General features: G+C 69.5%; 15 protein-coding genes. 4 read left to right on the top strand and 11 right to left on the bottom strand.

Annotated features, from left to right (window positions below; genetic code table 11):
• Positions 1-54 precede the first annotated feature (54 nt).
• Together AB4Z47_RS11145 and AB4Z47_RS11140 are read left to right on the top strand one after the other, a co-directional pair.
• Positions 55-666, top strand: a complete 612-nt coding sequence (locus AB4Z47_RS11145; protein WP_441950084.1) for a permease — start codon at positions 55-57, stop codon at positions 664-666.
• Positions 667-836: 170 nt separating this feature from the next.
• The gene (locus AB4Z47_RS11140) at positions 837-1289 is read left to right on the top strand and encodes a MarR family winged helix-turn-helix transcriptional regulator (RefSeq protein WP_441950193.1); all 453 of its coding nucleotides are present in this window, start codon (positions 837-839) and stop codon (positions 1287-1289) included.
• Positions 1290-1298: 9 nt separating this feature from the next.
• Here AB4Z47_RS11140 and hisI read toward each other — a convergent pair whose 3' ends face one another.
• From hisI to AB4Z47_RS11115, 5 genes are all read right to left on the bottom strand, one after another.
• Positions 1299-1646, bottom strand: coding sequence for a phosphoribosyl-AMP cyclohydrolase (gene hisI, locus AB4Z47_RS11135; protein WP_441950082.1), 348 nt, complete (start codon positions 1644-1646; stop codon positions 1299-1301).
• A gap of 77 nt (positions 1647-1723) precedes the next feature.
• Positions 1724-2497, bottom strand: coding sequence for an imidazole glycerol phosphate synthase subunit HisF (gene hisF / locus AB4Z47_RS11130; protein ID WP_441950081.1), 774 nt, complete (start codon positions 2495-2497; stop codon positions 1724-1726).
• Positions 2498-2501: 4 nt separating this feature from the next.
• Positions 2502-3317 carry an inositol monophosphatase family protein gene (locus AB4Z47_RS11125; RefSeq protein ID WP_441950079.1) on the bottom strand — a complete coding sequence of 272 codons (816 nt, stop codon included), beginning with the start codon at positions 3315-3317 and terminating at the stop codon, positions 2502-2504.
• Positions 3314-4045 (bottom strand): bifunctional 1-(5-phosphoribosyl)-5-((5-phosphoribosylamino)methylideneamino)imidazole-4-carboxamide isomerase/phosphoribosylanthranilate isomerase PriA, encoded by a 732-nt coding sequence (gene priA, locus AB4Z47_RS11120; RefSeq protein ID WP_441950077.1) that lies wholly within the window; start codon positions 4043-4045, stop codon positions 3314-3316. The genes AB4Z47_RS11125 and priA overlap by 4 nt, the downstream gene beginning before the upstream one ends.
• A 63-nt stretch (positions 4046-4108) precedes the next feature.
• The gene (locus tag AB4Z47_RS11115; RefSeq protein ID WP_441950075.1) at positions 4109-4573 is read right to left on the bottom strand and encodes a MarR family winged helix-turn-helix transcriptional regulator; all 465 of its coding nucleotides are present in this window, start codon (positions 4571-4573) and stop codon (positions 4109-4111) included.
• A gap of 98 nt (positions 4574-4671) precedes the next feature.
• Between AB4Z47_RS11115 and AB4Z47_RS11110 the strand changes: the two genes are divergently transcribed.
• Positions 4672-5196: a nuclear transport factor 2 family protein gene (locus tag AB4Z47_RS11110; protein ID WP_441950073.1), complete on the top strand. Its 525-nt coding sequence runs from the start codon at positions 4672-4674 to the stop codon at positions 5194-5196.
• Positions 5197-5361: 165 nt separating this feature from the next.
• A complete protein-coding gene (locus AB4Z47_RS11105) occupies positions 5362-5823 on the top strand; it encodes a hypothetical protein (protein WP_441950072.1) in 462 nt (153 codons plus the stop codon).
• Between the two features lie 39 nt (positions 5824-5862).
• On the opposite strand, the gene hisH is transcribed toward AB4Z47_RS11105, so the two are convergent.
• The 6 genes from hisH to AB4Z47_RS11075 all read right to left on the bottom strand — a co-directional run bounded on the left by hisH (position 5863) and on the right by AB4Z47_RS11075 (position 13523).
• Complete coding sequence (hisH, locus tag AB4Z47_RS11100) at positions 5863-6498, bottom strand: imidazole glycerol phosphate synthase subunit HisH (protein ID WP_441950071.1); 636 nt, start codon at positions 6496-6498, stop codon at positions 5863-5865.
• A 67-nt stretch (positions 6499-6565) separates the two neighbouring features.
• Positions 6566-7186, bottom strand: coding sequence for an imidazoleglycerol-phosphate dehydratase HisB (gene hisB, locus AB4Z47_RS11095; RefSeq protein WP_441950069.1), 621 nt, complete (start codon positions 7184-7186; stop codon positions 6566-6568).
• Between the two features lie 39 nt (positions 7187-7225).
• On the bottom strand, positions 7226-8359 hold the full coding sequence (locus tag AB4Z47_RS11090; protein ID WP_441950068.1) for a histidinol-phosphate transaminase: 1134 nt from the start codon (positions 8357-8359) through the stop codon (positions 7226-7228).
• Positions 8356-9693 carry a histidinol dehydrogenase gene (hisD, locus tag AB4Z47_RS11085; protein ID WP_441950067.1) on the bottom strand — a complete coding sequence of 446 codons (1338 nt, stop codon included), beginning with the start codon at positions 9691-9693 and terminating at the stop codon, positions 8356-8358. Before hisD ends, AB4Z47_RS11090 begins: the two co-directional genes overlap by 4 nt.
• Positions 9694-10061: 368 nt before the next feature.
• Positions 10062-11615 (bottom strand): serine/threonine-protein kinase, encoded by a 1554-nt coding sequence (locus AB4Z47_RS11080; protein ID WP_441950065.1) that lies wholly within the window; start codon positions 11613-11615, stop codon positions 10062-10064.
• A 156-nt stretch (positions 11616-11771) separates the two neighbouring features.
• Positions 11772-13523, bottom strand: coding sequence for a penicillin-binding transpeptidase domain-containing protein (locus AB4Z47_RS11075; protein WP_441950063.1), 1752 nt, complete (start codon positions 13521-13523; stop codon positions 11772-11774).
• Positions 13524-13804 lie beyond the last annotated feature (281 nt).

The following is a 13804-nucleotide window of genomic DNA, read 5'->3' as shown; positions in this document are numbered from 1 at the left end:
GCGCCGCGTCCCCGGAGCCCGGTCCGCACCGCCGGTCCGGCTTACGCTGGATTCATGACGTCGACCGAGGTTCAGCCGGGCGGGCAGAAATCCGTGTGGGCCACGTGGCGCGCGCGGATCATCGGTGGACTCGCGATCCTCGCGGCCCTCGTCATCGCCTACTTCATCTTGGCCGCGTTCATCCCGCGCTGGTGGGCGCAGCGCCTCGCGGATTTGGTGGGAGGCAGCTTCGCCAAAGGCATCGGCTGGGGTCTGGTCTACGGCGGATTGGGTACCGCCGTGCCGCTTTTCCTGTTGCTGTCCGCCGTGCTGGTCTGGCGCCGCAGGGCAGGCAGATTCCTCGCGGGCGCGGCCGTGGTCGTCTCGATCCTGGCCGCGATCCCCAACCTCATGACCCTGACCATCGTGCTGGGTGGCAGCAACGCCGCCCATGCGGGCGAACGGATTCTGGACGTCGACGCGCCCGCGTTCCGCGGCGGCTCGCTCGTCGGTGCGATCGTGGCAGTGCTGGTTTCCTCGCCGTGGTCGGCCTGGTCCTGTTGCGCAAGTGGCGACGCGGGCACCCGAAAGAATCGACCGGGCAGCCCACTGCACCGGCCCCCACAGCGCGCCCCAGCTAGACGCACCTCGAGGGCTCGGACGCATGTCATGCACCCATCTTTATGACGGCCGAGCGAAGTCGTGGCAAACTCGATATCACGGGTGACCGTGAACACGTTTATCAATAATCACTAGCTGACCACCGAAACCACGTCACTTGGCTTGAAAGAAGGCACACAGTGACGAAGTGGCTCGACCCCGTCGAACAACGAGCTTGGCGCGCGACCGTGGCGCTGATGACCCGTCTACCAGGTGCTTTGGACACCCAGCTGCAGCGCGAATCCGGCCTGACGCATTTCGAGTACTGGGTGCTTACCCTGCTGTCCGAGGAACCAGGGCACCAGCTGCAAATGAGTGAGCTTGCCCAGAAGGCAAATGCATCGCTATCACGGCTGTCCCATGTGGTGTCGAAGCTGGAGCGCATGGGCTGGGCGCAGCGGTCGGCGACCGCCGGTCGGCGCGGCGTGCACGCCGTGCTGACCGACGACGGATATCTGAAGGTCGTCGAGGCCGCACCGGGATATCTGGACGCGGTGCGGCACATGGTGTTCGACGGCCTGGACGCCGATCAGACGGCCCAGCTCGCCGAACTCGGCGAGCGGCTGGCCGAGCACCTGGCCGACGCACTGAACCAGCCCGGCGGGCTCACCTCTTCCGGTGCGGACGACCACTGGCCGTCCGGCTCCTAGCAGGCGCGTTCAGGACCGGGCAGCCAGCAGCACATCCGAGTCGAAGCACGTGTGCGTGCCGGTGTGGCAGGCGGCGCCTTCCTGATCGACGACGAGCAGGATCGTGTCGCCGTCGCAGTCGAGCCGCACTTCGTGCACGTACTGGGTGTGGCCGGAGGTCTCCCCCTTGACCCAGTACTGTTGCCGCGAGCGCGAATAGTACGTCGCCTTGCGGGTTTCCAGCGTCCGCGCCAGGGCCTCCTCGTCCATCCACGCGACCATCAGCACGTCACCGGTGGCACGCTCCTGCGCGACGGCGGACACCAGCCCGGCGTCGTTGCGCTTGAGACGGGCGGCGATGGCGGGATCGAGACTCATAGCTCGGTTATAACAGGCACGCCGTGCGGTTGACGCCGGAGGTTCTCGTTCAGCTCGCGCGGGACCACCGCAGCTCGCTATCGGATGACGATTTTCTGCGCCCGCATCGAGTCCTTGACCTGGCCGATGGTCAGGTCGCCGAAGTGGAAGACGCTGGCCGCCAATACCGCGTCGGCGCCCGCGTGGACAGCCGGGGCGAAGTGTTCGACCGCGCCCGCTCCCCCGCTGGCGATCACCGGCACCGTCACCGCCGCCCGCACCGCGCGGATCATCGGCAGATCGAAACCGGCCTTGGTTCCGTCGGCGTCCATCGAGTTGAGCAGGATCTCGCCGACACCTAGTTCGGCGCCGCGCACCGCCCATTCGACCGCGTCGATACCGGTGCCGCGCTTGCCGCCGTGCGTCGTCACCTCCCAGCCGGAAGGGGTGCCGGGCTGGCCGTCCGGCACGGTCCGCGCGTCCACCGATAGCACGATGCACTGCGAGCCGAACCGCTCGGACATCTCGCGCAACACCTCGGGGCGCGCGATCGCGGCGGTGTTCACCGAGACCTTGTCGGCGCCTGCGCGCAGCAGCCGGTCCACGTCGTCGACGGTGCGCACGCCGCCGCCGACGGTGAGCGGGATGAAGATCTGCTCGGCGGTGCGGGTCACCACGTCGATCATGGTGCCGCGGTCGCCGGCGGAGGCGGTGACGTCGAGGAAGGTCAGCTCGTCGGCACCTTGCGCGTCGTAGAGGGCGGCCAGCTCGACGGGATCGCCCGCGTCGCGCAGGTTTTCGAACTTCACGCCCTTGACCACCCGGCCGGCGTCGACGTCCAAGCACGGAATCACGCGTACTGCCAACGTCATTGCCTCACTCCTCTTCCGCGGTCGCAGGGTCGGCGACCGTGCAGATCATGTCGAGCAGTTCTTCGTGCACTCCGGGCGCGGCCGCGAGCACCGAGCCGGAGGCGATCGTCCACGGCGCGCCTGCCAGGTCGGTGACCACGCCGCCCGCCGCGCGCACCAACGCGACACCTGCCGCGTTGTCCCACGGATGGTGCCCGAAGACGATCGCGCCGCCGAGCACGCCGGAGGCGGTGAACGCCAGATCGATACCGGTGGAGCCGTGCATCCGAACCCTGGAGGACAACCTGCTCAGCGGGCCGAGTAGATCGAAGCGGAACTGCCCCGGGATGCGGCCGCGCGAATCCACGTTGAAGGCGCCGAAACCGATCATCGCCTCGGCCAGCTTGCCTCGAGGCAGCGGCGGCAGCGCATGGTCGTCCAGCAGCACCGGTCCACCGGCTGCGGCGGCGTAGCGGCGGCCGAGCAGCGGCAGCCAGGTCAGGCCGAGCACCGGTTCGCCGTCGCGCACCAGCGCGAGCAGCATGCCCGAGAGCGGATGCCCCGACGAGTAGTTGAACGTGCCGTCGATCGGGTCGAGCACCCAGGTGGCACCCGAGATGAGCTGGGGTCCGCCGAATTCCTCGCCGTGCACCTCGATTCCGGTGCGCCGCTCCAGCTCGGCGGAGATGGTGCGCTCCAACTCCAGGTCGAGTTCGGTGGCGAAGTCGTTGCGGCCCTTGGTGACCGCGCTCGGCGCGCCGATTCCTTGGACGAACCGTGGGCTCACCGAATCCAGGATCTCGCTCGCCACGGCGAGCAGGGTAGTCAGCTCGCTGCTCATCTCACCGCGGCCAGCGCCTCGGGCAGGGTGAACCGGCCCGCGTAGAGCGCCTTGCCGACGATCGAGCCCTCGACGCCTTCCGGCACCAGCTCGGCGATCGCGACCAGGTCTTCGATGGTGGAGACGCCACCGGAAGCGATCACCGGCGCATCGGTCGCCGCACAGACCTCGCGCAGCAGGTCGAGGTTGGGGCCGGTGAGCGTGCCGTCCTTGGTCACATCGGTTACCACATAGCGCGAGCAGCCGTCGCGCTCGAGGCGCTCGAGTACCTCCCACAGGTCGCCGCCGTCGCTGACCCAACCGCGGCCGCGCAGCCGATGCTCGCCGTCGACGATGCGCACGTCCAAGCCCACGGCGATCCGATCGCCGTGACGTGCGATCGCCTTCGCGCACCAGACCGGGTCCTCCAATGCGGCGGTGCCGAGGTTCACCCGGGCGCAGCCGGTGGCCAGCGCCGCCTCCAGGGTCTCGTCGTCGCGGATGCCGCCGGACAGTTCCACCTTGACGTCGAGTTCGCCGACGACGCCCGCCAGCAGTTCCCGATTCGAGCCGCGACCGAAGGCCGCGTCCAGATCGACCAGATGCACCCATTCCGCGCCGGCTTCCTGCCACGCCAGGGCCGCATCGCGAGGCGAGCCGTAGCTGGTTTCGCTACCGGCCTCCCCCTGCACGAGGCGCACAGCCTCTCCATTGGCGACATCGACAGCGGGCAGCAGCACAAGACTCACGAGTGCAGCCTAGTGGTTGACCGCCCACGCTCGAGCCCCGGGCCTGCACGGATGGGACCTCGATCACCGGCGCGGGGGTCGGCCGCTGTGCGCGTCCAGGATGCGGGTCAGCAGCGTGACCAGCGTGCGACGGTCCGCGGCGGATAACCCGGCCAGCAACTCGTCCTGGGCGCCCGCCAGGCGCTGGTCGAGATCGTCCAGGTGCCGCGCGCCTGCGGCGGTGAGGGTGACGATGTTGCGGCGGCGATCGGCGGGATCGGGGCTTCGCGCGACGAAACCGCGCTCGGCGAGATCGCTCACCGCCGCGACGACGTCGCTGCGGTCGATGCGGGTGCGCCGGCCCAGCTCGGCCTGGCTGGCCGCACCGAACTCGCCCAACGCCGCGAGCAGCGCGTAGTGGTGGCGACGGGAGCCGGTGGCCTCCAGCGCACGCTCGGTCGCCCGATTCGCCACGAGCGCGACCTGGTTGACCAACCGGGTCGGCAGAACCCGCAGCCTGCTGGGGGCGTCTTCATGCGCGATCTCCATGCGGCCCAATCTACCCACTTGTTGGTGTCGCCCACAATCTGATACGTTGGCGTTACCAACGTTGGAGCAGCCAACGTTAAGCTCGAAAGGCCCTATCGATGAACAAGATTCGCCTGGCCCTTCTCTTACTGCCCCTCCCGCTGGCCGCCCTCGCCGGCGCCTGCGCCTCCCCGGCCGCCGCGAACGACTCGGCACACGAGCTGCGCGACGTGCTGGACCGCCACCAGATCACCGCCTTGGTCGACCGGCTCGGCCGCGCACTGGACGAGGGCCGCTTCGCCGACCTGCGCGCGATCTACACCTCCGAGGCCACCGCGAAGACCCCCGGCGGCACGGCCGATGGCCGCGATGCGCTGATCGCCCAGGCGAGCCGGAACCACACCGACGACAAGCGGATTCAGCATTTCATCAGCAACGTGATCATCGATCTTCGCGGCGACACCGCGGACGTCCGGGCCAATCTCATCGCCACTTTCGCGCCGGCGGCGACGAGCGGGTCGATTCCACAGCCGCAGTACACCCTCGGCGAGATCTACCGCTTCGACGCGGTCCGCACCGCGGAGGGCTGGCGGCTGTCCCGGGTCGAGACCACCCCGATCTGGTCCACCGGCACCCGTCCGTGATCAACGCGCGGCGAGCGCGCGGATGCGGCAGCAGGCCAGGGCGGCGAGCCAGGTAGGACCGCGCGGACGGCCGGTGCGGTTGGTCACGAGATCGCCGACGGCCGGTATCGTTTCCGCGCGGCGATCACCCCCGGTCGCCGCTTCCACCTCGCACTGAGGAACTGAATGTCACGAACGACACTCGCTGCCGCACTGCTACTTTCGGCAGCCACCTGCTCCGCGGCACTCGCAGCCGCGCCCCTCGCGGCCGCGGCACCCCCCGAGGACGCACGCTTGGCCGGATGCGAATTCGGCACCGCGGCAACGACATACGACTATGCGCGGTTCGGCGACCACACCCGCAGAGTACTCGAGCTGAGCACCGGCGACTTCCGTGCCGAGTTCGAGAACTTCCGGCACAACATCCAGTCCGGCGCGGAGGCCGCGCACACGCGGGCGCAGGCCGACTCGGCCGACTGCCGCGTCGTCTCCGGCGACGACAACCGGGCCGAAGTGGCCGTGGACGTGGTGCGAACGGTGACGAGCGACGAAACCGACGGCATGCCACAAACCGGCCGCGTGTCGATGACCGTCACGGTGGACCACGTGGACGGACGCTGGCTGGTCAGCAAGGTCCAGTCGAACTGAGCCGGTGGGCGATCCCGCGCGCCCGGCGCGCGGGATCGTCTACAGCGACCGCACCCAGTTCGCCAGCAGGTGAGCGCCCGCGTCGCCGGATTTCTCCGGGTGGAACTGGGTCGCCGACAACGCACCGTTCTCCACCGCGGCCAGGAATGGCACACCGTGCTCGGACCAGGTCAGCTTGGGCGAGGCGAAGTGCTCGCTGGGCGGCAGATCCCAGGCCTGCGCGGCATAGGAGTGCACGAAATAGAAGCGGGTGTCGGAATCCAGGCCCGCGAACAGGACGCTGTCGGTCGGGGCGGATACGGTGTTCCAGCCCATGTGCGGCAACACCGGCGCGGACAGCCGTTCGACGGTACCCGGCCATTCGGCGCAGCCGTCGGTTTCCACGCCGAACTCGACCCCGCGTTCGAAGAGGATCTGCATGCCGACGCAGATGCCGAGGACGGGGCGTCCACCGGCCAGTCGCTGGCCGATCATGCGCTCGCCCCGCACTTCCCGCAACCCCGCCATGCACGCGGCGAAGGCGCCGACACCGGGGACGACCAGACCGTCGGCGGCCAGCGCGAGTTGCGGGTCGGCGGTCACCTCGACTCGCGCGCCCACCCGGGCCAGCGCCCGTTCGGCAGAGTGCAGGTTGCCGGAGCCGTAGTCGAGCAGCGCGACGGATTTCGTGGTCATCGCCGCGCCGCGCTGACGCTCGGCTCCGACATGACCACGGTGCCGGCTGTGTCGATGATTCGCTCGCTCACAGCGTTCCCTTCGTCGACGGTACACCGCTGACCCGCGGGTCCAGTTCCACCGCGGCGCGCAATGCCCGTGCCACCGCCTTGAACTCGGCCTCGGTGACATGGTGCTGGTCGCGGCCGTAGAGCACGCGCACATGCAGGGCGATGCGCGCGTTCAGCGCGATCGACTCGAAGACGTGCCGGTTCAGCACGGTGGAATACGGCGCTCCGGGGCCCGACCCCGGAATCACGGCGTGCAGCAGGTGTTCCGGCTCGCCGGTGTGCACACAGTAGGGACGGCCGGACACATCGACCGCAGCGTGTGCCAGTGTCTCGTCCATCGGGATGTAGGCGTCGCCGAACCGGCGGATACCCGCCTTGTCGCCCAGCGCTTTTCCCAGCGCCTGCCCGAACACGATCGCGGTGTCCTCCACCGTGTGGTGCGCCTCGATCTCGATGTCGCCCTCGGCGCGCACGGTCAGGTCGAAGGCGGCGTGCGCGCCGAGCGCCGTCAGCATGTGGTCGTAGAACGGGACTCCGGTGGCGATCTCGGTCCTGCCGGTGCCGTCCACATCCAGCTCGACGACGATGCTGGATTCCTTGGTAACCCGCTCCACCCGTGCGGTCCTACTCATGTTCATTTCCAATCGGGTTGTCGCCGATGGTTTCCCGGCGCTGGTTCATCGTGGCGTGAGGTCGGTGCCGACCAACGTGCCGCTGATCTTCAGCAGTTCGTCGTTCTCTGCGGCGAGGCCGATGGTTGTCCTCAGGTAGCCGGGAATGCCGACGTCGCGGATCAGCACACCGTGGTCCAGATACCGCTGCCACGTGCGCGCGGCGTCGGCGAAGCGGCCGAACAACAAGAAGTTGGCGTCGCTGGGGATCACGTCGAATCCCATGTTCCGCAATGCCGCCGCGACCCGGTCGCGCTGCGCGGCCAGTTCGGCGACGCTTCCGAGGGTCTCCTCGGCGTGCCGCAGCGCCGCGCGCGCGGCGGCCTGGGTGACCACGGACAGGTGGTAGGGCAGCCGCACCAGCAGCATCGCGTCGATTACCGCGGGCGCCGCGACCAGATAACCGAGGCGCCCGCCGGCGAACGCGAAAGCCTTGCTCATCGTCCTGGTCACCACGAGCTTGGCCGGGAACCGATCGATCAGCCCGATCGCGCTGGGCTGCGCGGAGAACTCGCCGTAGGCCTCGTCGACCACCACGATGCCCGGGGCGGCCGAGAGAATGCTGGCCAGGTCGTCCTGCGGAATGCTGTGCCCGGTGGGGTTGTTCGGGCTGGTCACGAACACCACGTCGGGGGCACGTTCGGCGATGTCGGCCAGCGCGCGGTCGATGTCCAGGGAGAAGTCGTCGTTACGCTTCGCCTCGACCCACTCGGTATCGATGCCCTCGGCGATGATCGGGTGCATCGAGTACGAGGGCACGAAACCCAGTGCGCTGCGGCCCGGTCCGCCGAACGCCTGCAGCAGTTGCTGCAGGATCTCGTTGGAGCCGTTGGCCGCCCAGACGTTACCGGTGTCCACCGCGACGCCGGTCTGCCTGGTCAGGTACTCGGCCAGGTCGGTGCGCAGAGCCACCGCGTCCCGGTCCGGGTAGCGGTGCAGATCGGCGGCGGCGGCCCGGATCGATTCGGCGACGTCGTCGATCAGCGCCCGGCTCGGCGGGTGTGGGTTCTCGTTCGTGTTGAGCTGCACCGGCACCGTCAATTGCGGTGCGCCATAGGGCTTCTTCCCGCGCAGATTCTCCCGCAGCGGCAGATCGGCCAGGCTCACGGTCGCGCCGGGCGCGTGCACCGGGTGGGTCACGACAGCGCCTCGAAACGTGCCTGCACGGCCTGGCCGTGCGCGGGCAGGTCCTCGGCATTCGCCAGCGCCACCACGTGGCCCGCGACGTCCTTCAACGCGGCCTCGGTGTACTCCACCACGTGGATGCCGCGCAGAAAGGTCTGCACGCTCAGGCCCGAGGAGTGCCGCGCGCAACCCGCCGTGGGCAGGACGTGGTTGGAGCCCGCGCAATAGTCGCCGAGGCTGACCGGCGCGTACGCACCGACGAACACCGCTCCGGCGCTGCGGACCCTGGCCGCGACCGCGGGCGCGTCGGCGGTCTGGATCTCCAGGTGCTCGGCGGCGTAGGCGTTCACCACGCGCAGGCCCTGCTCGATGTCGTCGACGAGGACAGTGCCGGACTGCCTGCCGCGCAACGCCTCGCTCACCCGGTGCGCGTGCTTGACCACGATCAGCTGCGCGGTCAGCGCCGCGTCCACCGCGTCGGCCAGCCGCGCGCTGTCGGTGACGAGCACGCTGGCGGCCAGCACGTCGTGCTCGGCTTGGCTGATCAGGTCGGCGGCGACGTGCACCGGATCGGCGGTCGCGTCGGCGAGGATCGCGATCTCGGTGGGGCCCGCCTCGGCATCGATACCGACGAGGCCACGACACAACCGCTTGGCCGCGGTGACAAAGATGTTGCCGGGCCCGGTGATCAGGTCGACCGGCTCCAGCGCGGCGCCGTCGGTGTCGACACCGCCGTAGGACAGCAGCGCGACGCCCTGGGCTCCACCGACCGCCCACACCTCGTCGACGCCGAGAAGCTGCGCGGCGGCAAGGATGGTGGGGTGCGGCAGCCCGCCGAACTGAGCTTGCGGCGGCGAGGCCACCACCAGCGAGCCGACGCCCGCGGTCTGCGCGGGCACCACGTTCATCACGACGCTGGACGGATAGACGGCGTTGCCGCCGGGCACGTACAGACCGACCCGCTCGACAGGCACCCAACGCTCGGTGACGGTGCCGCCCGACACCACTTCGGTGGTCTTGTCGCGGCGCCGCTGATCCGCGTGCACCTTGCGTGCCCTCGCGATGGATTCCTCCAGCGCCGCGCGCACCGGCGGGTCCAGCCGATCCAGCGCGGCTTCCAGCTCGGCCGCGGGCACCCGTACCGTCGCCGGGATCACGCCGTCGAAGCGCTCGCCGAGCTCCAGCGCGGCCGACACTCCCCGATCCCGCACCGCCTCGACCATCGGCCGCACCTGATACAGCACCGAGTCCACGTCGACTCCCCCGCGCGGCAGCGCGGCGCGCAGCTCGGCAACGGAGGGAGTGCGACCGCGCAGATCGACGCGGGCGAGCTCGATGCGGGTTGTCATGTGGGTTCGATCCTTGTCTCCAGAAGATCCACAACAGGAAAGTTGCAGCTACCAGCCTAATGGTCCGGCGCCAGCCGTTATCGGTGTGGTCGGCGCGGCCGGCCGGTTTCGAAGCCGTGTTCCCAGGTCGGCCCGCCGGTGGGCGTCTCAGGGCGCCGCGAAGTGTGGTGGTGCTCTCTTCCGTGTGTCGTCGTGACGGCAATCCCCGCGCCGTCCGCCGTAGACCCCAGCACAACAACGGCATCGGAACACATCGGCAAACGAACGCGACAGCATCGAAAGGCGGCGATCGACGGGACGGCGACGGGATCGGGCGGGCCGCCACCGGACGGCCCGGTGGCCGCCGGCCGAACAGCCACGCGCCGCGACTAGCGGGTGTCGCTATCGATGAGCAGACGTCCCGCAGAGCTGATCACCCGCAGCGTCAAGCTCTTGGTCTGGCCTTCTATGGTGAGGGTGGCCAGTCGCATGTCGACCGACCCGTCGTCGTTGTTCGTCCTCTTGGCCGCCTCGATGGTGGCGAAGTTGTCGATGGTCCGCGAACCCCAGTACTGACGGAAACCCTGCTCGCTGCCGTACACCTTCTGCGCGGCCGGTGTCAGTAGTGACCAGGAAGCACTCGGGTCGCTGTAGAACTGCTCTATCAGGCCACCGGCTGCCCCGATATCGACCCGCTCCCCAGAGTTGGCTGTCCGACCGGGCTCGGTAGGAACGGTCGAGGACCGACCGGTATTCGGCGTAGCGCTCGCCGACAGCGAGCTCGCCTGCGTGTTCGGCGAATCGGAGCCGGAATCGCTGAACGCGCTGATCAGTAGCGCCGAGACGGCGGCAACCGCGCCGACCAGCGCACCGACCAGCACCGCGCGCCGCTTGCCGCCCGAACGCTGCGTGGAGATCGGACGCGGCTGGGCCATGGTGCGCGGATGGGCCGCGGTGTCCAGCTGCGCGGCGGGGCGCGGCGGCGCGGGTTGCGGCCGCTGATGCCGCTCGGTCGGCGTGTACGGCGCCGACGCCATCGCCGATGGGCGCAGCGCGCGGGTCCGCGATTCCGGCTCGCCCGCCCTCGGGCGCGCGAAAGCCTCACTGGCCGGGACGAATCCGGCGGCCACCGGCGCGGGACCGGAGTCGGCGAACGCGGCGAGCTGCTCGCGCGCCGCGCGCATCGTCGGACGTTCCGCGGGCTCGGGGCTGAGCAGGTCGAGGAGAAAATCCGTGGCGGGACCCGCGTTTCGCGGCTGGCTGACCTGACCGTTGGCGGCCGCGTACAGCACCGCGAGCGGATTGGCGCTCGCACCATAGGGCGGTTCGGCCTCCAGCGCGTGGAATAGCGTGGCGCCCAAGGCGAAAACGTCCGACGCGGGCGTCGGATCGGCGCCGCGGGCCATCTCCGGCGCGAGATAAGCGGCGGTGCCGCAGATCAGGCCGGTTTCGGTGAGCGTGACATCGCCCGTCGCGCGGGAGATCCCGAAGTCGGTGATCTTCACCGTGCCGTGGTCGTCGAGCAGGATATTGCCCGGCTTGACGTCGCGATGCACGATGCCCGCCTGGTGCGCGGCGATCAGCGCCGAGGCGACCTGCTCGCCGATCCGCGCGACCTGGGTCAGCGGCAGCGTGCCCTGCGCGGCAATCACCGCGGCGAGGCTCTTGGACTTCAAATACTCCATCACCAGGCAGGGGTCGCCCTCGTGCTCGGTGATATCGAACACGACGATCGCGTTCGGATGCTGGAAGCGGGCGGCGTTGCGCGCCTCCCGGATCGCGCGCTGGCGAACCACGTCTCGCTCTGCCTCGGGCAGGCTCGGCTGGATGTGGATCTGCTTGACGGCCACGGAGCGCTGAAGGCGTTCGTCGACGGCACGCCAAACTACGCCTGTGCCGCCGCTACCAATCCGCTCGACCAGGCGGTAGTGCTCCGCGATCAACTGACCGGTATCGATGGCGCCTACTCCGAACCTTCTCGAAATCGTGACATCCCGCATATTGATTAAGCACGCGGGTCGGGGACGAGTGTAGCCTGCGCCGGAACTTCGGCACGCCCCAGCCGGGGCATGTTCTCCGCCCAAAACGCCCCGAACGGACTAACGCGACGTCCGCAACATCCGGCCCGCTGCCGCTACCGCGGGACCCGAACTGCCCGCATCGCTGACGAACACGGCAAACGCCAAGTCACCGTCGATACCGACGAACCAGCCGTGCGCGTGCGTGTCGTCGATGTACTCCGCGGTTCCGGTCTTGCCGAGCAGACCGGGGATATCGCGCAACTGGGTCGCGGTACCGCCGGTGATCGTCTCGCGCATCATGGATTTCAGCTGGTCAGCGATGGTCGGCGGGAGTGCGGCCGGGCTCTGGTCCTGGGTTCCCCGCTGTCCTTCGACCAGCGCGGGCACGGGCACCGCACCGTGCGCGATGGACGCCGCGACCAGCGCCATCCCGAACGGAGACGCTGTCACCTGCCCTTGACCGATCGCGGATTCCACCCGAAGGGCGGATGTGTCGGCGGGCGGCACTTTCCCGGTGACGGTGGTAAGGCCTGGTGTGACGTAGTCGATACCCAGCCCGAGCTGTGTGGCTGCTTTCGTCAGCGCGTCGGCGGGAAGCCGCACTCCGAGCACGCCCATCGTGGTGTTGCAGGAGCGAGCGAACGCGGTGTGCAGCGGAACCTCGCCCAAGTCGAAATTATTGTCGTTGGGAATGCGACGACCTTCGATGTTCGCGGTGCCGGGGCAGGGCAGCACCGTGTCAGGAGTCACCGTGCCCGCCTGCAGCGCGGCGGAGACAGTCACTGTCTTGAACGTCGAACCCGGCGGGTACAGCCCGGTCAGCGCGATCGGCCCCTGGGTGTCGGCGGCGCCGTTCTGCGCCATCGCGACCACGTCGCCGGTGGACGGTTGCAGGGCGACGATCGCGGCGGGCTGGGTGATCGGCGCGAGCGCCGCCTCCGCCGCGCGCTGCAGGCCGACGTCGAGGGTGGTCGCGATGTCGGCGGTCGGCGTCGGATCGGTACCGGCGACGCGCTGGATGCCCTGCGGAGTCTGGGCCCGCACCGCCCACCCCGCATTCGCGTCGGCGGACTTCTGCCACAGCTCGGTGAGCCCGGACATGGTCGGCGCGGCGAGTGCCTTGTCGGTGGTCAGCAGTCGGGTCTGCGGTGCGAGGGTGACGCCGGGCACCGCGGCGAGCAGGTCCTGGATCGGGGCGATGTCGGAGTCGCGCAGCGTGATCACGGTGATCGGCTTACCTTGCGCCGCGGCCAGTTCCGATTGCAGCGACTGCGCGCTGATGCCGGGAGCGAGTGGGCCGAGCAGGACCGCCAGCGCCGCGACGTCGGCGCCGGGGGCGACGTTCACCAGCGTGACGACCTGCTCAGTCATCAACTCGCCCCCGGCGGAGTCGAGGATGCGGGACGGTGGTGGAGCGACCCGGCTGTAGCTCAACGGCCCCGCGGCCAGCCCGGGGGCGATGGTGGCGGGATCCCACTTCACCTTCCACCCCTCGTCGGTATCACTCGCGGCACCGTGGGTGGTGTAGGTCCACTCGGACTTGCCGTCCTTGCCCAGCTTCCAGGTCGCGGCCAGCGAGAAACCGCGCTCGTCGGCCGAGCGGACCTCGAAACGCACGTCCTTGCCGAGCCCGTCGTAGAGCTTGTCGAGAGTGTCGGCCGCGGTGACCGGATTGTCGGTGAGTGCGGCGGCCGCGGCGACGTCGTCGCGGTTCAGCGCGTCGGCGAACTGTCCGGCGACGGTGTCCGGCTGGTCCGGTCCGGACGAGCAGGCGGCGAGCACGAGCGCAGGTGCGGCGAACAGGACGAGGTACTTCCGGTAGGTACGCACGCCGACGACACTATCGGCCCGAGGCGACAGGCCGGGGCAGGTCGCACCGCCGGACCTTCAAGAGACGCACCACCGGCGCGTTATCGGACGCCAGATCCCGGGGCGGCGCGGTCGGGGCAAGGCACGCTGCGGTTCCGACAAGCAATGGCAGTTCGGAACCGTCAACCCACATGGACGCGACACCCCGGATTTCCGAGCGAAGCGACACCGAGCACTGACTGTTCGGGGCCCGGCTCGCGTCCGATCGGCCGACGCGTCCGCGACGAAGTCGCTAGCGGCGG

Source organism: Nocardia sp. 2TAF39 (genome assembly GCF_052114905.1).
In the GTDB taxonomy this organism is placed as follows: domain Bacteria; phylum Actinomycetota; class Actinomycetes; order Mycobacteriales; family Mycobacteriaceae; genus Nocardia.
The sequence above is the reverse complement of the archived record's forward strand: the minus strand, read 5'-3'. Positions and strand labels throughout refer to the sequence as shown.

Excerpts from the sequence above, each read along its gene's own strand:
- AB4Z47_RS11145 (WP_441950084.1), top strand. The coding sequence starts at position 55 with ATGACGTCGACCGAGGTTCAGCCGGGCGGGCAGAAATCCGTGTGGGCC.
- AB4Z47_RS11140 (WP_441950193.1), top strand. The coding sequence starts at position 837 with ATGACCCGTCTACCAGGTGCTTTGGACACCCAGCTGCAGCGCGAATCC.
- hisI (WP_441950082.1), bottom strand. The coding sequence starts at position 1,646 with ATGAGTCTCGATCCCGCCATCGCCGCCCGTCTCAAGCGCAACGACGCC.
- hisF (WP_441950081.1), bottom strand. The coding sequence starts at position 2,497 with ATGACGTTGGCAGTACGCGTGATTCCGTGCTTGGACGTCGACGCCGGC.
- AB4Z47_RS11125 (WP_441950079.1), bottom strand. The coding sequence starts at position 3,317 with ATGAGCAGCGAGCTGACTACCCTGCTCGCCGTGGCGAGCGAGATCCTG.
- AB4Z47_RS11115 (WP_441950075.1), bottom strand. The coding sequence starts at position 4,573 with ATGGAGATCGCGCATGAAGACGCCCCCAGCAGGCTGCGGGTTCTGCCG.
- AB4Z47_RS11110 (WP_441950073.1), top strand. The coding sequence starts at position 4,672 with ATGAACAAGATTCGCCTGGCCCTTCTCTTACTGCCCCTCCCGCTGGCC.
- AB4Z47_RS11105 (WP_441950072.1), top strand. The coding sequence starts at position 5,362 with ATGTCACGAACGACACTCGCTGCCGCACTGCTACTTTCGGCAGCCACC.
- hisH (WP_441950071.1), bottom strand. The coding sequence starts at position 6,498 with ATGACCACGAAATCCGTCGCGCTGCTCGACTACGGCTCCGGCAACCTG.
- hisB (WP_441950069.1), bottom strand. The coding sequence starts at position 7,186 with ATGAACATGAGTAGGACCGCACGGGTGGAGCGGGTTACCAAGGAATCC.
- hisD (WP_441950067.1), bottom strand. The coding sequence starts at position 9,693 with ATGACAACCCGCATCGAGCTCGCCCGCGTCGATCTGCGCGGTCGCACT.